This window comes from Acinetobacter sp. NigerLNRRAM0016 (assembly GCF_054112845.1).
Genome location: NZ_JBSYVT010000052.1, coordinates 1 through 17,638 on the forward strand (window position 1 = coordinate 1; position 17,638 = coordinate 17,638).

A 17,638-nucleotide genomic window follows, 5' to 3' on the forward strand; every position below is an offset into this window, starting at 1 on the left:
AGGTCATTTATAAGTTTTCACTGTCATTCACTAGCGTACAGCCTGACTCACCAGAATCAGGCTGCTCGGAAGTTGTCAGCCTGAGCAACAGGTTGGGGCAGAAAAAAAGATTAAAAATAGTCAAAAGCAAAATGGAACAATAGTTGTGCTGTGCTGATGAGACTGCATCAGTCTTGAAAAATGCCATCATGCTAAAGCGAGTAGGAAGATGAAAAATTATATCAATGGACAATGGGCTGCAACGACAGGCTCTACCGAGATTGCGGTGATCAATCCGCGTAGTGAACAAGCACTCGCTCATTTCATTGCAGCTTCTACCCATGATGTGGATGCTGCGGTTGAAGCGGCAAATCAAGCTTTGGCAAGCTGGAGCAATACCAGTGCAGCAGAACGTGCAGCATGGCTAAATAAAATTGCAGATGCGATTGAACAGTCTAAAGACAAACTGGTTGAACTATCCCATCACAACAATGGCAAGTCGATTGGTCAGGCCAAAGTCGATGTCGATAACAGCATTAAATGCTACCGCTACTATGCCGATTTGGTACAGAAATTTGCGTTTAGTAAAACCAGTCAAACTGATCACGGCACGGAACTCACTCATCAGCAAAACCCAGTGGGTGTAGTGGCATTAATTACCCCGTGGAATTTTCCTTTAATTACCAGTGCATGGAAAATTGCCCCTGCATTGGCAGCGGGCTGTACCTTGGTATTTAAACCTTCTGAACTGGTGCCCTTACCAGAACTCGAATTCATCAAACTGCTCAATCAAATTGATTTCCCGCAAGGCGTATTTAATTTGGTCTTGGGGGATGCCGTTGCAGCTGAACATCTCGTACGTCATCCAGAAGTACAAAAAGTCTCTTTTACGGGCAGTACCGAAATTGGCATCCAAGTCATGCAAGCCGCAGCAAGTTCAGTGAAACGTGTGACCTTAGAATTGGGCGGGAAATCTGCATTCTTGGTGTTGGATGATGCCGATCTTGATGATGCGGTGGAAAAAGCCGTTGGTGGTATGTTCTATAACGCAGGTCAAATGTGTTCTGCCATGTCGCGTGTGTTGGTGCATGAATCAATTGCTGAACCGTTCTATCAAAAACTAAAGCAAGCCACAGAATCCATTTTATTAGGTCAAGAAGCCGATGGTCAGTTCAGCATGGGGCCAATGACCACGCACAAACAATTCAAAAAAGTGCATGAATATTTAGCCATTGCAGAGCAAGAACAACTGACCGCATTGATTGATGCGGAAAACATTCAATGTCCTGCACAAGGGTTCTATATTCGTCCGCAAATTTATATCAATGTTCCGACAGACAGCCGTCTGTGGAAAGAAGAAATTTTTGGTCCAGTCATGTGCTGCCGTACGTTTAAAACTGAAGATGAAGCTGTCGCGGTAGCAAATGATTCGGAATTTGGCTTGGCGGCAACCATTATGACCGGATCAGTCGATCACGGTAAAACCATCGCGAAACGACTCCGTGCGGGTCATATCTGGATTAACTCTTTTCAAATGATTCATCCAAGTTCTTTATGGGGTGGCTTTAAAATGAGTGGCACTGGGCGTGAGCTGGGTGAATCGGGTATGCAAAGCTATTTAGAGGAAAACGTCATTACGATTTAGATGTAGTTTTAAGGGTTATTGAAAAGGAAAAGGACGTCTTTTTCAGTAAGTGTGTTGTTTGGTGGAACAACGATTGCACGAAAAAAAATGCTTGCATTGCTACAGGAGTAAAAGCATGGAAGGCGAGAATAAACACAGGAGTCTCTCCCTTTGGCAAGTGGTTGTCATTGGGGTTGCCTATATGGCACCAGCAACGGTATTTGATACCTTCGGCATTATTTCCAGAGTGACCAATGGTCAAGTACCATTAGCTTATTTGCTGGCACTGGTTGCCATGCTGTTAACCGCATTCAGCTATGCGCGTTTTAGCCGTCTTTCACCTAAAGAAGGTTCGGCTTATACCTATACCACTGAAACCTGCGGTAAAACCATGGGCTTTTTTGTCGGTTGGTGTTCATTACTAGATTATATGTTGCTACCGCTGATTAATGCGTTGTTGGCTGGGTTCTATTTAAATTCCATCTTCCCAGATGTGTCCTATACCACTTGGGTGCTGATCATGGTGGGATTGGTGACCCTGATTAACAGCTTCCGCATTAATATTCTGGCTAATTTTAGTTTTGTTTTTGTCCTCGCGACTTTGGTGATGATGTTGGTCTTTATCTATCTAGTCGTGACGGGTATTGGAAGCACGCAAGGTTATAGTCAGGTAATGACGGTAAAGCCGATGTTTAATGGAGATCCAGAACTGGTAACATTAGTCGCGGGTGTATCTTTGGTCTGTTTCTCTTACTTGGGCTTTGATGCGGTCTCGACTTTGGCATATGAAACCAAGAATCCAACCAAGACCATTCCCAAAGCAATTATTTGGACGACGGTGTTGGGTGGTGCGATTTTCATTACCGTATCTTGGTTCGTTACTTTACAGTTTCCGACCTTGGCGCAATTTAAAAATCCAGATGAAGCCTTGCCTGAAATTGCCCTGATTGTCGGCGGTGCAGCATTTCAGACTCAATTATTAACCGTACAAATTATGAATGCCTTTGCCTCGGGTTTAGCAACGCATGCCAGTGCTTCACGCCTCATTCATATTATGGGACGTGATGGCATATTCAATAAACGCGTTTTTGGATCGGTCAGTAGCAAACTAGGCACTCCGCTGTATTCAATTATCTTTGTCGGTTTAATTTCCCTGTTGGCTATTTATGTCGATTTGGCAATGGTGGTGAGTTTTGTCAGCTTTGGTGCGCTGATAGCCTTTACCATGGTGAATTTCTCGGTATTTATGAAATTCTACGTGATCCGAAAGGAACGTTCAGGCTTGAAAAATCTGTTTATGAATCTGTTTTTACCCCTCGCATCGGTACTTTCCTTGCTGGGGTTATGGATCAACCTCGAAATGTCAGCACTAGAGTTTGGCGGGGTCTGGTTATGTGTAGGAATCGTCTTGGTCGTATACAAGAAAATTAAAAAGCAGCCGATTTCTTTAGGATCACCTGCGGAAGAAGTTTCAAACGGTTAAACAAGTGTCAGTGAACAACTTTAATTCACTAAAGCAAATATTTGGAAACATGCAAGATTAAAGAGAGTGGAAAAATGGAACTTGTGGTAGAAAAGCAACACACAGTGAAATCACCTAAGCAACAAGGCTATAGCATGCCAGCAGAATGGGCTGCGCAAGAAGCGGTCTGGATGATTTGGCCGTATCGTACCGATAACTGGCGTGACAATGCACAACCAGCACAGCACGCCTTTGCTCAGGTTGCGGCAGCCATTGCGCAAAAAACCCCAGTATTTATGGCGGTTCCTGTGACTGAAATGGAAAAAGCACGTCAGATCATGCCTGCTGAAGTGACTTTGTATGCCATGGAAAGTGATGATGCATGGACACGTGATACTGGTCCATCGATTGTAAAAAATGCACAAGGTGAACGTATCGGCATTGATTGGATTTTTAATGCGTGGGGCGGCGAAAATGGCGGTCTGTATTTCCCATGGGATCAAGATCAGCTGCTTGCCAAGCAAATTTCTGCGATGCATGAACTTGAAACGTACTCAGCACCTCTGGTTTTGGAAGGTGGTTCGATTCATGTCGATGGTGAAGGCACGTTGCTCACCACAGCAGAATGCTTACTTAATCCAAATCGTAACCCTGATTTAACTCAAGAAGAAATTGAAGAGATTCTGCAAGAATGCTTAGGCGTGACCAATTTCATCTGGTTGCCTGAAGGGGTCTTCAACGATGAAACGGATGGACATGTCGATAACATGTGCTGTTTTGTCCGCCCAGGTGAAGTGGCATTGCACTGGACTGATGATGTAAATGACCCACAATATCCACGTTCGCTTGCAGCGCTCAAGGTATTGGAAAATACAGTGGATGCGCAAGGTCGTCGTTTGAAAGTCTGGAAATTACCAGCGCCAGGACCACTGTATGCGCGTGAGAATGAAACCCACGATGTGCAAAAAGGCAGTGCGATTGAGCGTGTTGAAGGCAATCGCTTGGCAGGTTCGTATGTGAACTATTTAATTAGTAATCAGCAGATTATCTTCCCATTATTTGATGAAAGCACGGATCAACAAGCACAAGCATTGTTCCAGCAAATGTACCCGGATTATTTAATTACAGGTGTGCCTGCACGTGAAATTTTGTTGGGCGGTGGTAATATTCACTGTATTACTCAGCAAATTCCTGCTTAATATTTTGTGGGATATCCTCCCGTAGAAAGCAAAAAAGCCATGCATCCGCATGGCTTTTTTATCTATGGATATGAAGTGGGGGCAAAATTTTTTATCAATTTACATATTTAAAAAATGCGCTATTTGTATGAACTTGTATATACAAATACGCATAGGGTAAGATAAGATAAAATTGATTATTTTGTATGGGTTTAGCAAATGCCAAGAGGGAAAACACAACACGATTTGGAGTTATCTTTAGAAGACGATAGTCCTATCCCTTTATATTTACGTGTCAAACAAATGATTTCACAGAAAATTTATGAAGGCACATGGGCAGTCAATAAAAAGATTCCTTCTGAAAGTGAGTTGGTGAATTTGCTGGGCTGTAGTCGTATGACCGTGAATCGCGCCTTACGTGAACTGACCACCGAAGGTTTACTGGTTCGAATTCAAGGCGTGGGTTCTTTTGTCGCCGAAGGTCAGGGACGTACCGCTTTATTTCAGATCAACAATATTGCGGATGAAATTATTGCCCGCAACCACAAGCACCATGCCGAAGTGTTGGTGCTGGAACCAATCCAAGCCAATCCTGAACAAAGCTTGTTGATGCAGGTGCGTGAAGGACAGAAATTATTTCATTCGATTATTGTGCATTATGAAAATAATGTGCCTGTACAGATTGAAGACCGTCTGGTCGATCCGAACATTATTTCCGATTATCTCAGCCAAGATTTTACTAAAATTACCCCGAATGCTTATTTAATGTCGAAAGCCCCGGTGACGGAAGGTGAGCATGTGGTCACGGCCATTCAAGCCTCTGCACAAGAATGTAAATGGTTAAAAATCAACAAAACTGAACCTTGTTTACTGATTCGCCGTCGCACATGGTCGAATAAACAACTGATTTCTAGTGCCAGACTGATTTATCCGGGCAGCCGTTATTATCTGGAAGGTAAATTTACCCCATGATTGAGTTGCTGACACCCAGCGACTACCGAAAAATGCGCTGGAAAAATGGGGCAGGCTACACCTTAGAACTGGCGCGCAGTGCAGGGGAAGATCTGGCTGAATTTGACTGGCGCATTTCCATGGCGGATGTGACCACGTCGGGTGCATTTTCTCCGTTTCATGGTATGCAGCGCGTACTGACGGTTTTAGAGGGTGAAGGTATCGCCCTACAGGTGGATGGAAAAAGTCATATCCTTCAGACCTTGCAGTCGCTCCCGTTTAGTGGCGACAGTGCGGTCAGTTGTGAGTTATTGGCAGGTCCCATTCGCGACTTTAATTTAATCTATCAGCCCGAGCGCTATGCTGCTTGCTATCAATGGATCGTTAGTCATCAAGTGAGCGAATTTTTTTCCTCGGCAGAGATTATCTTCATTTTTAACTCAAGTTCGGAAGTGCTAGACATCAGGATCGAGGGTGAACTTTTCCAGCTTGGGCAGCAGCACAGCCTCTATCTGCATGCTCACCAAAACTTGAAACATCTCCTATTTCCAAGCTCCACGTTAAGACAATGTTGTCTGATTGAACTCATCAAAATCTAAATTTACTGTGTCCCAATGAAACACATACAATTTGTAGTTGTATGTGTTTTTTTATTGCTGTTAATAAATAAACACATAAAAAACATGTGGTTATTAAATTTCAATAAAAAATATAAAAAAGCATCTTTTCAATCATTTTGTTTTGTGTAGTATATGGATGTATATACAAGTTGGTACATCATTGTACAGATAAGGCAGATCCGATCTGCTGAAAAAATTAAAGGAAGGAGTCCGATCGTGACAGCAGCAACAACAAAATTTCGTGATGTAGAAATTCGCGCACCACGTGGTACACAACTGAATGCGAAAAGCTGGTTAACTGAAGCACCACTACGCATGTTGATGAATAACCTTGACCCAGATGTTGCAGAAAATCCAAAAGAACTTGTGGTGTATGGCGGTATTGGTCGTGCTGCACGTAACTGGGAATGTTTCGATAAAATCGTTGAAACCCTAAAAAATTTAGAAGATGACGAAACCTTATTGGTTCAATCAGGCAAACCAGTTGGCGTATTTAAAACCCATAAAGATGCACCACGTGTGTTGATTGCTAACTCGAATTTGGTGCCACACTGGGGTAACTGGGAACACTTTAACGAACTCGATGCCAAAGGTTTGGCAATGTACGGTCAAATGACTGCGGGTTCGTGGATCTATATCGGTAGCCAAGGCATTGTACAAGGCACCTATGAAACTTTTGTTGAAGCAGGTCGCCAGCACTACAACGGTGATTTAACTGGTCGTTGGGTATTAACTGCTGGTTTAGGCGGTATGGGCGGTGCGCAACCTTTGGCGGCAACTTTGGCCGGTGCATGTTCACTGAATATCGAATGCCAACAAGCAAGTATCGATTTCCGTTTACGTACTCGTTATGTCGATGAACAAGCGACTGACCTTGATGATGCTTTAGCGCGTATTGAAAAATACACCAAAGAAGGTAAAGCGATTTCAATTGCACTGCATGGCAATGCTGCAGAAATTTTACCTGAATTGGTTCGCCGTGGAGTGCATCCAGATATGGTAACGGATCAAACCAGCGCGCATGACCCACTGAATGGTTATTTGCCAATTGGCTGGACATGGGAAGAATATCGCCAACGCGCGAAAACTGAGCCTGAAGTTGTAGTGAAAGCAGCGAAACAATCCATGGCAAAACACGTACAAGCGATGTTGGATTTCCAAAAAATGGGCGTACCAACTTTTGACTATGGCAACAACATTCGTCAAATGGCGCAAGATGAAGGCGTAGAAAATGCCTTTGATTTCCCTGGCTTTGTTCCAGCGTACATTCGTCCATTGTTCTGCCGTGGTGTCGGTCCATTCCGTTGGGTGGCACTTTCAGGTGATCCAGAAGACATCTACAAAACTGATGCCAAAGTCAAAGAATTGATTCCAGATGATGAACATTTACATCGCTGGTTAGACATGGCTCGCGAACGCATCAGCTTCCAAGGTTTACCAGCGCGTATTTGCTGGGTCGGTCTAGGCTTACGTGCAAAGCTCGGTTTAGCATTTAACGAAATGGTGCGTTCGGGTGAATTGTCTGCACCAATCGTGATTGGTCGTGACCATTTAGACTCAGGTTCGGTGGCAAGTCCAAACCGTGAAACAGAATCTATGCAAGATGGTTCTGATGCCGTATCAGACTGGCCATTATTGAATGCTCTGTTAAATACAGCGGGTGGTGCAACTTGGGTATCTTTACATCATGGTGGTGGTGTGGGTATGGGCTTCTCTCAACACTCTGGCGTGGTGATTGTCTGTGATGGTACGGATGAAGCAGCAGCACGTATTGCACGTGTATTGACCAATGATCCTGCAACTGGCGTGATGCGTCATGCAGATGCAGGATATGAGATTGCAATCGACTGCGCAAAAGAGCAAGGTTTACACTTGCCAATGATCACCAAATAACATCATTTACGGACATTGATTACGGTGCTTTTGATCAAGCAATTCCAGCACCGTAATTTCACCTTATCGTGCATAACAGGACGAAAACATGGAACTCTTACTGCAACCTGGTCAACTTACCCTCGCAGATCTTCGCCAAGCTTATTTAAATCCAATTAAAGTCACTTTGGATGAAAGTGCTGGACCCGCAATTGATGCCAGCGTGGCATGTGTTGAAAAAATTGTAAATGAAGGTCGTACGGCTTACGGAATTAACACCGGCTTTGGCTTACTGGCTTCGACCAAAATTGCCCCAGAAGATTTAGAACAATTACAGCGTTCTTTGGTGTTGTCACATGCCGCAGGTGTGGGTGAAGCACTGGACGATGCGATGGTGCGTCTGATCATGTTGTTGAAAGCCAATAGCTTGGCACGTGGTTTCTCGGGTATTCGCCGTAAAGTGATTGATGCGATTTTTGCTTTAATCAATGCAGAAGTTTATCCGCATATTCCATTAAAAGGTTCTGTAGGGGCTTCAGGTGACTTGGCACCATTGGCACATATGTCATTGGTGTTACTAGGGGAAAGCAAAGCACGTTACAAAGGCGAATGGTTACCTGCGGTGGAAGCACTCAAAATTGCAGGCCTAGAACCCATTTCTTTAGCAGCTAAAGAAGGCTTGGCACTCTTAAATGGTACCCAAGTATCGACGGCTTATGCTTTACGTGGCTTATTTGAAGCAGAAGATTTATTTGCTGCGGCAACCGTGTGTGGTGGTTTAAGCGTAGAAGCGATGCTCGGTTCACGTGCACCGTTTGATGCACGTATCCATGCGGTGCGTGGTCAACGTGGTCAAATTGATGTGGCTGCGGCTTATCGTGATTTACTCACTGAATCGAGTGAAATTGCACATTCACACGAAGACTGTAGCAAAGTGCAAGACCCGTACTCACTCCGTTGCCAACCACAGGTGATGGGCGCGTGTTTAACGCAAATTCGTCAAGCGGCTGAAGTGTTGGAAATTGAATCGAATGCGGTATCGGACAATCCATTGGTATTTGCTGCTGAAGGTGATGTGATTTCGGGCGGTAACTTCCATGCGGAACCTGTCGCAATGGCAGCAGATAATCTGGCTTTGGCAATTGCAGAAATTGGCTCACTGTCTGAACGTCGTATCTCAATGATGATGGATCGCCACATGTCACAACTTCCACCATTCTTGGTGGCCAATGGTGGTGTCAACTCAGGCTTCATGATTGCTCAAGTGACAGCGGCAGCCTTGGCTAGCGATAACAAAGCTTTGGCGCATCCAGCCAGTGTGGACAGCTTGCCGACTTCTGCAAACCAAGAAGACCACGTGTCTATGGCACCGAATGCAGGCAAACGCTTGTGGTACATGGCAGACAACGTGCGTGGCATTTTAGCAGTGGAATGGTTAGGCGCATGTCAGGGCTTGGACTTCCGTGAAGGCTTAAAAAGCTCTCCAAAATTGGAACGTGCACGTAAAGTTTTACGTGACCAAGTGCCGTACTACAGTGAAGACCGCTTCTTTGCACCAGACATTGAGCAGGCCAGTGAATTACTCGCAAGCGGCTGCTTAAATGAATTGTTGCTGCCAGATTTACTGCCAAGTTTGTAAAAAAGTGATGAAAAAACGGCCACATGAAGTGGCCGTAACTTAATAAATTTCCTCAAGGATCGGAGATTATAATGTCACAACAGGCTTCATTACAGCGGGGGCTTAACACCCGCCATATCCGTTTCTTGGCATTGGGTTCAGCTATTGGAACGGGTCTTTTTTACGGTTCAGCATCTGCCATTAAAATGGCAGGACCATCAGTTTTACTGGCATATATTGTCTGTGGTATTGCCATCTATATCATTATGCGTGCCTTGGGCGAAATGGCGGTCAAAAACCCAGTTTCGGGTTCATTCAGTGAATATGCCACGCAATATATTGGTCCATTGGCAGGGTTTACCACAGGTTGGACCTATGTCTTTGAAATGATCATTGTGGCATTGGCCGATGTCACCGCCTTCGGGATCTATATGGGCTTTTGGTATCCCGATGTACCGCGCTGGATCTGGATTTTATCGCTGATCATGTTCTTGGGCGGCATCAACCTGATTCATGTCAAAGTCTTTGGTGAACTGGAATTCTGGCTGTCGATTGTCAAAGTCACTGCAATTGTGGCAATGATTTTGGGTGGACTCGGATTGATGTTCTACGGTTTTCATGCCGATCACAGCAGCTTTGTGCCGGGTATTCAAAATCTGTGGATTCATGATGGCTTTATGCCAAACGGCATTGCGGGTTTGGTGGCGTGTTTGTCGGTGGTGGTATTTGCCTTTGGTGGCATTGAAATTATTGGCATTACCGCAGGCGAATCACAAGATCCGAAAACTACCATTCCACGTGCCATTAATGCCGTGCCTGTGCGTATTTTATTGTTCTACGTACTGACCATTTTTGTGTTGATGTCGATTTTCCCATGGAATCAAATAGGCAGTCAGGGCAGTCCATTTGTGCAAATTTTTGAGAATTTGGGGATTGGATCAGCCGCCACTATTTTGAATATTGTGGTGATTACCGCAGCGGTATCTGCGATTAACAGTGATGTATTTGGTGCAGGACGAATGCTGTTTGGTATGGCGAATCGTGGTCAAGCGCCAAAGGTATTCCAAAAATTATCACGTAATGGTGTGCCTTGGATGACCGTATTGGTCATGGCGGGTGTGTTGTTGGTCGGTGTGTTACTAAATTATCTGATCCCTGAAAATGTGTTCATGATCATTGCTTCGATTGCGACCTTTGCCACGGTTTGGGTATGGTTGATGATTTTACTGTCGCAAGTGGCTATGCGTCGTCAGCTCTCGCTTGAAGAAGTGAAAGCGTTAGATTTCCCTGTGATTGGCTGGCCATACGCACCTGCATTTGCCATTGTTTTCATGCTGTTTATTTTGGCCATGATCGCTTATTTCCCAGATTCACGCCCTGCGATTTACGTCGGTGCAGGCTGGTTGGCGTTGCTGTGTATTGCCTATAACATTTGGGTGAAGCCAAAAGGAAATACCGTCAAAGTTGAATCTGAACTGCCACAAAATGTTGAATTAAAGAGTTAAAGCATGATCGCTCAAGCAGGGGCGCCTGCTTGAGCATGCAGAGGAATTTGAAATGAAAAAACTTTGGCACAACTGCCACATTGCCACCATGCAAAACGGACACTATTCCAGCATTGAGCAGGGTGCCATTGTGACTTCTGGACAGCACATTCACTGGATTGGAGCTGAACTAGATCTTCCAGTAGATGAATATGCTGAGCGTATCGACTTGAATGGTGTATGGGTGACTCCGGGTTTGATCGACTGTCATACCCATAGCGTGTTTGGCGGCAATCGTAGTGTTGAGTTTGAAAAACGTTTGCAAGGCGTGAGTTATGCTGAAATTGCCGCCAGTGGTGGCGGCATTGCCAGTACGGTACGTGCAACCCGTGAAGCGACAGAAGAACAGTTGTTGGCTTCTGCACTCAAACGTATTCGCAGTATGCAACGGGATGGGGTCACCACCATTGAAATTAAGTCGGGCTATGGGCTGGACTATGTCAATGAACGCAAGATGTTACGCGTGATTCGTCAAGTGGCAGAAGTATTACCGATGACAGTAAAAAGTACCTGTTTAGCCGCGCATGCTTTACCACCTGAATATAAAGATCAAAGCGATGCCTATATTGAGCATATCTGTACGGAAATGTTACCAAAATTACATGCCGAAGGTTTGGTCGATGCGGTTGATGCCTTTTGTGAATATTTAGCTTTTTCACCCGAACAAGTGGAACGGGTGTTCAAAGCCGCACAAGCCCTGAATCTTCCAGTGAAACTGCATGCGGAACAATTGTCCGCTTTAGGTGGTTCAAGCCTTGCAGCACGTTATCATGCACTTTCGGCAGATCATCTGGAATATATGACAGAAGATGATGTGAAAGCCATGGCAGCAGCAGGTACGATTGCGGTGTTATTGCCGGGAGCATTTTATCTGTTAAGAGAAACCCAATTGCCACCGATGCAAAGCTTACTGGAACATGGCGTACGTATTGCCTTATCCAGTGATTTGAATCCGGGGACATCGCCAGCATTGTCGTTACGTTTAATGCTGAATATGGGCAGCACCTTATTCCGTTTAACCCCTGAACAAGCCTTGGCGGGAGTGACCCTTCATGCGGCACATGCGCTGGGTTTACAGGACACACACGGCAGTTTAGAGCAAGGCAAAGTGGCTGATTTCGTGGCGTGGGACATTGAACACCCTTCTGAAATTGTCTACTGGCTAGGTGGCGATTTACCAAAACGTATTGTGCAGCATGGTGTAGAAGTGCAGTGCTAAGCCTGTCATGGCGATGAAATAGAGTGAGCAACACATGAATACAGCTTTTACTTGGCAAGGTCGACATGATGGGGATGGTGAAGAACATTTGCGTATCCACCAGATCATTAATCGCAGTGCAACGGCTGACTATGCCCTCATTGGCTTTAGTTCCGATGAAGGGGTTAAGCGCAATAAAGGGCGTGTAGGTGCGGCAGAAGCCCCGAATGCGATTCGGAGTCAGTTGGCGAACTTGCCTGTCCATCAACCCCTTACGCTGCAAGATTTGGGCAATGTGATTTGCCAACAGGACCAATTGGAACAGGCACAGACTGAATTGGCGAACCAAGTACAATACAGTCTGGAGAAAGGCATGCAGTCGATTGTATTGGGTGGTGGTCATGAAGTGGCTTTTGGCAGCTTTTCAGGACTGTTCCAATATGTGCAGCAGCATCAACCGCAGCAGAAAATCGGCATTATCAATTTTGATGCACATTTTGACTTGCGCGAAGCCGAGCAGGTGACGTCAGGCACGCCATTTCTAAATGCAGCACAGCTTTCGGCACAGCATCAGCAAGATTTTCATTATTTGTGCATTGGTGTCGCCAAACATGCCAATACCAAAGTGTTGTTCGATACCGCGGATCGTTTGCAGTGTGACTATATTTATGATCACGACTTACAAGTTGCTCAATTGCCTAGTTTGATTAAGCAAATTCAAGCCTTTATGGCGAAAGTCGATGTGCTGTATGTGACCATTGATTTAGATGTTTTTCATGCCAGCATTGCGCCTGGGGTCAGTGCTCCTGCGGTGAAAGGCATTGATTTGAATGTCTTTGAACCTTTATTCCAAGCGATAAAACAGACGGGCAAAATTCGGGTGTTTGATGTGGCGGAGTGCAACCCGCAGTTTGATTTGGATAACAGAACCGCCAAACTTGCAGCCTATCTGATTTTTAACTACCTGTTTGATTAAATGCATCTGACTTGAATCAAGCTGTTCTGTACTTGCAGTAGCTTTGCTTAAAATCGCTCATCTTTAAAAGCTGGGCGATTTTTTATGCGGGTTTGCATTTTGTTTATCTTTGAAATAGATCCATTGCATTGCCAAAGGCTGCACAAGAACGCTTAAAGCATCGAAATCCATCATCAAACTGCGGATTTCATTTTGTGCAGAACTGGTTCAGAATAGGATTGAACCAAGCATTGAGTTGCGACTTTTAGGAACCGTGTATGAGCGTGATTTTACCTGTGGCACAACGTGGAGAAGACATTTTAAAACTGAAAGCTGCACCAGTTGCCGATACTGAATTTAACAGTGAATGGCTGATGCAGTTGGCATCTGCCATGCACGCGACCATGTTGGAACGCAACGGAGTCGGCATTGCCGCACCGCAACTCTATATCTCCAAACAAGTCATTATTGTGGCGTCACGTCCCAATCCACGCTACCCGGATGCACCTGAAATGGATGCGGTGGTGATGGTCAATCCACAGATTTTAGAATTTTCAGAAGCCACCTGTTTCGGTGAAGAGGGCTGTTTAAGCGTGCCGAATGAACGAGGTCAGGTCGAACGTGCACAAGTGATTAAAGTGCTGTATCACACCCTCGCGGGAGATGTGATAGAAACCGTGTTCGAAGGCTTTCCCGCACGCATTGTGCAGCATGAAGTGGATCATTTGAATGGGGTATTATTTGTCGACCGCCTGACTGCCTGAGCTATAGGTTGCTGTTTTATTCCTCTTTATATTTAAATTGCTGCGGCGTTTGTCCCAAATGCCGCTTAAACATGGCACTAAAGGCACTGGGGTTGGTATAACCCAATGATTCTGAGATCTGGGCAATCGACTGACCACTGGCAATTTTACTTAAAGCTTGGGCAATGTGCATCTGCTGCAACCATGCCCGATAGGACAGCCCCGTTTCTTTCTGAAACATGCGCATCAAGGTTCTGGCACTGGTGCCAATTTCATCTGCCCACGTGCTTAAATCTTTATGATGTTGTGGTGCCTGTAACAGCGCTTGGCAGATACTCATCAGGCGTTTGTCTTGCGGCCACGGAATCTGAATCGGCAGCGAATTGGCTTTCTGTATTTCATCAAAAATTAGAATTTGTATGGCGTTAGAAAGCTCTTCAGAGCTGAGTAATTCTGAGGTCGGAATGTGCTCAATCGCATTTAAACGAATCAGCAGTTCATGCAATAACTTGCTGACCCGAATAATAAAACACTGTTGACCCAACACCGATGCCGCTTGCGCTTCCACCAGTGCAGTATTCATTTTGACCCGACTTAAAGAAATGACGCTATGTTCCACATAGGCGGGAATCCACAGTGCGCACATCGGCGGAATTAACCAGACATGATTGGGAGTAAAGACCTGAATAACTCCTGTCGAAGCATAGAGAAACTGCGCCCGTGAGTGGTGATGAGCTGGGGTAATTTCGCGATAGGTATGTTCAGAGGAAAGTCCAATCACCAGTTCGGACATTTCCGTTTCAATCAGTGAATCTGAAATGTGCATGAAAATTGTCACTTATACAGGGATTATTGGAAGATAACCTTATGAATGACATTTTACAATATTAGTTGAAATATCAATGATTGGAGTTTTTCAGCTATGACGTCTTCAATACAGGCGAAGGAAAGCATGGATGAAGCTGTGGCAAGTCTTCAGCCACAAGGGATGATTGTGAAAATCGTTGGTGCGGTGGCACTGGCACATTTACTGAATGACTTGATTCAAGCCGTTCTGCCTGCCATTTATCCGATGCTGAAAACCAATTTCTCGCTGAGTTTTGCTCAAGTTGGACTCATTTCATTGGTCTATCAAATTACCGCCTCGCTGCTGCAACCGTGGATTGGACTGTATACCGATAAACATCCCAAACCGTATTTGTTGCCGCTCGGCATGGTGGTGACTTTTAGCGGTATTTTGTTGTTGGCATTTTCCCCGAATTTTATGGTGTTGTTAATGGCATCGGCTTTAATTGGAGTCGGGTCATCGACCTTTCATCCTGAAGCTTCGCGTGTGGCACGTATGGCATCGGGCGGGCGTTTTGGTACGGCACAATCGACCTTTCAGGTGGGCGGTAATACTGGAACCGCAATTGGGCCTTTGCTGGCGGCACTGATTATTGTCCCGTTTGGACAACATGCGGTGGCGTTGTTGATCGTGTTTGCTCTGCTTGCCATTTGGGTGTTGTTTGGTGTGAGTCAGTGGAGTATCAGTCACAGCAAAAAACAATTGGCTGCCAAGGCACATCAGGTGCAAAGCAAATTGCATGGACGTCAGTTGGTCATCGCACTCTCGACCATTTGCGTGTTGATGTTCGCCAAATTTACCTATATCGCCAGTATCAGTAATTACTTTACCTTTTACTTGATGCATAAATTCCAGATCAGTCTGCAATCGGCACAGTTACATTTGTTTGCCTTCTTGGCTGCGGTGGCATTGGGGACTTTTGCAGGCGGACCGATTGGCGACAAAATTGGACGTAAAGCAGTGATTTGGATGTCTTTTGTCGGCATGGCACCATTCGCCTTAATGATGCCTTTTGCTAATCTATTTTGGACGACTATCTTGTCAGTGATTATCGGTTTAGTCATGTCTTCTGCCTTTGCTGCCATGGTGGTATATGCACAAGAAGCTGTACCGGGGCGAGTCGGCATGATTGCAGGTTTAATGTTCGGCTTAATGTTTGGCGTGAGCGGGATTGCCGCAGCAGGGCTGGGCTATTTGGCAGACTTAAAGGGCATTGAATGGGTGTTTGGCGTGTGTTCGTTATTGCCCTTACTTGGTTTTGCGACGGTATTTTTACCGAAGACCCAAGCAAACTAAACCGATTACAGCAGAACTTTACTTTTAGACGCGCTATCTTAAGAGATAAGGAAGATAGCGCGTTTTTTGCTTTTGCATAGGTTTCAATAACATGCTTAAGAGATTTCTTGCATGAGTTCGTTTTATTTCCTTAAAAGAGAAATAAATAGGGCTCAGCCATGGTAAAAGAAGTCGGATATTCAGACTGTTTACGCGCTTTAGTTTTGGAGGATGATGGCTATGAACAGTCCTGAGGTTGCAATCAAATTTTCTTTAGGCTTGGAGCAGCTCAGTTTCGATATAGGCGGGCAGCATTTTCAGGTCGATAAAGCTTTAGGCTTTATTCAGTCGAACAGTATGCGGCATGGGGTGCTGGACGTACTTGCGATTGAGCTGATGATTTATGTGATTGAAGAAATACTAGAATCGGTTCCCATTCCTTATGCTCAACCTAAAATGGCAATCAGTGCTGATGCGTTATTTCAGCAAGTTTTAACCTTATTTTTTCCGAATCAGCACAGTATAGATAGAGTACAGCTTGAAAGCGGCTTTAACGAGTTTATCGAGCGTCGGGAATATTATGTCTGTAAAGTGGCGGAACAGGGGGTATTCAGTCTGGTTTACTTTGTGTTTTTACGTGAGATGATGCACCACTGGAATGTGGTCGACATTCAATTTGAATCGCTTGAAACGGCTCAATTGCATTAAAAACGTAAAAAATATGGGGCTATGGATAACAACATACCAATACCACCCAGTAACAGATTGCTTTCAATAAAATAAGGAAAAACCATTAAGACCAAACCTGCAACAAAGGGCACAGTCATTTTTTGTTTTTTGCCATAGAGAAAATAGCCTAAACCAATTGAGCTAAAGATCACGCCTAGAAAGAGTTGAGTGCTGTTCATGATGATGTTTCGTGCATTGTTATTCTCTGGAAGATATTATGCCAAGATTCTTAAAAGAAGATATAAAAACTAAGAGCGTGTGATGCAACCTTATAACAAGAACTTAAAACTTCCATCGCGTGATTTGCGTAGCAATATGACCGATGCAGAACAATGGCTATGGCAAAGATTACGCCGTAAACAAATTTTAGGATTACAGTTTTATCGGCAAAAGCCAATTCTTAATTTTATTGTAGATTTTTATTGTTCCGCTGCGAACCTTATTATTGAGTGTGATGGGGGACAGCATTACACAGATGAGGGATTGGACGCTGACCAAATTCGTGATCAAGCTTTAAGTGAATTAGGACTTCTGGTGCTGAGGTTTAGTAACAGGCAGATTTTGACTGAAACTGATGCTGTGGTGGAGCAGATTTATAGTGTTGTTAAGCAGAGATTGGAATCCCCCTAAATCCCTCTTTGTGAAAGGGGACTTTACGCGAAGTTTATGATGGCTTTTGATTCACGGTTGTTCCTCCCTTTTGAAAGGGAGGTTAGGAGGGATTTTTTTTAAATTTAATAACCTAATAAATCAAAATGTTTGAAAAACTTTCCAAGTCTAGCTTGAGAAATAAAATCGAAAATAGTTTCTAAATCGTAAATTTGAATAATTCGTTCAGCTAAATCTCTTTGATTAAGAAAAAGTAGGCTTTTTAATAATTCTTCTAAAAAAGTACTTTTGGATAAGAGATGATCTAAAGATTCTGATAAATCATTATATTTAGCTTCATTCTGGAAGTATTTAAAGCGAAACATATAATTTTCACTGTATTGGTGCTGGTCTATAGATAAATAGTACAAAGCTTGAAGATCAGCGACATAATC

Annotated in this window: 16 protein-coding genes and 1 pseudogene; 14 read left to right on the plus strand and 3 right to left on the minus strand. The window is 44.3% G+C overall.

Features of this window, described 5'->3' with window-relative positions:
• The first annotated feature begins 208 nt into the window (after positions 1–208).
• The 11 genes from ACWQ4X_RS18085 to def all read left to right on the plus strand — a co-directional run bounded on the left by ACWQ4X_RS18085 (position 209) and on the right by def (position 13,765).
• Positions 209–1,624 (plus strand): aldehyde dehydrogenase family protein, encoded by a 1,416-nt coding sequence (locus tag ACWQ4X_RS18085; RefSeq protein ID WP_457904557.1) that lies wholly within the window; start codon positions 209–211, stop codon positions 1,622–1,624.
• A gap of 115 nt (positions 1,625–1,739) precedes the next feature.
• Positions 1,740–3,086, plus strand: coding sequence for an APC family permease (locus tag ACWQ4X_RS18090; RefSeq protein WP_457904558.1), 1,347 nt, complete (start codon positions 1,740–1,742; stop codon positions 3,084–3,086).
• A 74-nt stretch (positions 3,087–3,160) separates the two neighbouring features.
• Entirely contained in the window at positions 3,161–4,264 is a 1,104-nt protein-coding gene (gene aguA / locus ACWQ4X_RS18095) for an agmatine deiminase (protein WP_457904559.1), read from the plus strand.
• A gap of 198 nt (positions 4,265–4,462) precedes the next feature.
• The gene (gene hutC / locus ACWQ4X_RS18100) at positions 4,463–5,215 is read left to right on the plus strand and encodes a histidine utilization repressor (protein ID WP_457904560.1); all 753 of its coding nucleotides are present in this window, start codon (positions 4,463–4,465) and stop codon (positions 5,213–5,215) included.
• On the plus strand, positions 5,212–5,793 hold the full coding sequence (locus tag ACWQ4X_RS18105; protein ID WP_457904561.1) for a HutD/Ves family protein: 582 nt from the start codon (positions 5,212–5,214) through the stop codon (positions 5,791–5,793). The genes hutC and ACWQ4X_RS18105 overlap by 4 nt, the downstream gene beginning before the upstream one ends.
• A gap of 237 nt (positions 5,794–6,030) precedes the next feature.
• Positions 6,031–7,707, plus strand: a complete 1,677-nt coding sequence (gene hutU / locus ACWQ4X_RS18110; protein WP_457904562.1) for a urocanate hydratase — start codon at positions 6,031–6,033, stop codon at positions 7,705–7,707.
• An 88-nt stretch (positions 7,708–7,795) separates the two neighbouring features.
• Complete coding sequence (gene hutH / locus ACWQ4X_RS18115) at positions 7,796–9,325, plus strand: histidine ammonia-lyase (protein WP_100241437.1); 1,530 nt, start codon at positions 7,796–7,798, stop codon at positions 9,323–9,325.
• A 71-nt stretch (positions 9,326–9,396) separates the two neighbouring features.
• A complete protein-coding gene (locus ACWQ4X_RS18120; protein ID WP_457904563.1) occupies positions 9,397–10,809 on the plus strand; it encodes an amino acid permease in 1,413 nt (470 codons plus the stop codon).
• A gap of 52 nt (positions 10,810–10,861) precedes the next feature.
• The gene (gene hutI, locus ACWQ4X_RS18125; protein ID WP_457904564.1) at positions 10,862–12,067 is read left to right on the plus strand and encodes an imidazolonepropionase; all 1,206 of its coding nucleotides are present in this window, start codon (positions 10,862–10,864) and stop codon (positions 12,065–12,067) included.
• Positions 12,068–12,101: 34 nt separating this feature from the next.
• Complete coding sequence (gene hutG / locus ACWQ4X_RS18130; protein WP_457904565.1) at positions 12,102–13,022, plus strand: formimidoylglutamase; 921 nt, start codon at positions 12,102–12,104, stop codon at positions 13,020–13,022.
• A 257-nt stretch (positions 13,023–13,279) separates the two neighbouring features.
• Positions 13,280–13,765: a peptide deformylase gene (gene def, locus ACWQ4X_RS18135; protein ID WP_457904566.1), complete on the plus strand. Its 486-nt coding sequence runs from the start codon at positions 13,280–13,282 to the stop codon at positions 13,763–13,765.
• A gap of 16 nt (positions 13,766–13,781) precedes the next feature.
• Here def and ACWQ4X_RS18140 read toward each other — a convergent pair whose 3' ends face one another.
• Positions 13,782–14,564, minus strand: coding sequence for an AraC family transcriptional regulator (locus tag ACWQ4X_RS18140; protein ID WP_457904570.1), 783 nt, complete (start codon positions 14,562–14,564; stop codon positions 13,782–13,784).
• Between the two features lie 102 nt (positions 14,565–14,666).
• Between ACWQ4X_RS18140 and ACWQ4X_RS18145 the strand changes: the two genes are divergently transcribed.
• Entirely contained in the window at positions 14,667–15,887 is a 1,221-nt protein-coding gene (locus ACWQ4X_RS18145) for an MFS transporter (RefSeq protein ID WP_457904567.1), read from the plus strand.
• A gap of 219 nt (positions 15,888–16,106) precedes the next feature.
• A complete protein-coding gene (locus ACWQ4X_RS18150; RefSeq protein ID WP_457904568.1) occupies positions 16,107–16,574 on the plus strand; it encodes a hypothetical protein in 468 nt (155 codons plus the stop codon).
• Here the strand turns inward: ACWQ4X_RS18150 and ACWQ4X_RS18155 are convergent.
• Positions 16,571–16,774, minus strand: a complete 204-nt coding sequence (locus ACWQ4X_RS18155) for an amino acid transport protein (RefSeq protein ID WP_142768111.1) — start codon at positions 16,772–16,774, stop codon at positions 16,571–16,573. The genes ACWQ4X_RS18150 and ACWQ4X_RS18155 overlap by 4 nt on opposite strands.
• Before the next feature lie 82 nt (positions 16,775–16,856).
• On the opposite strand from ACWQ4X_RS18155, the gene ACWQ4X_RS18160 reads away from it, so the two are divergent.
• Positions 16,857–17,225 carry an endonuclease domain-containing protein gene (locus tag ACWQ4X_RS18160; protein ID WP_457904569.1) on the plus strand — a complete coding sequence of 123 codons (369 nt, stop codon included), beginning with the start codon at positions 16,857–16,859 and terminating at the stop codon, positions 17,223–17,225.
• 104 nt (positions 17,226–17,329) lie between these two features.
• On the opposite strand, the pseudogene ACWQ4X_RS18165 reads toward ACWQ4X_RS18160, so the two are convergent.
• A pseudogene (locus ACWQ4X_RS18165) lies at positions 17,330–17,638 on the minus strand (hypothetical protein); the annotation flags it as partial.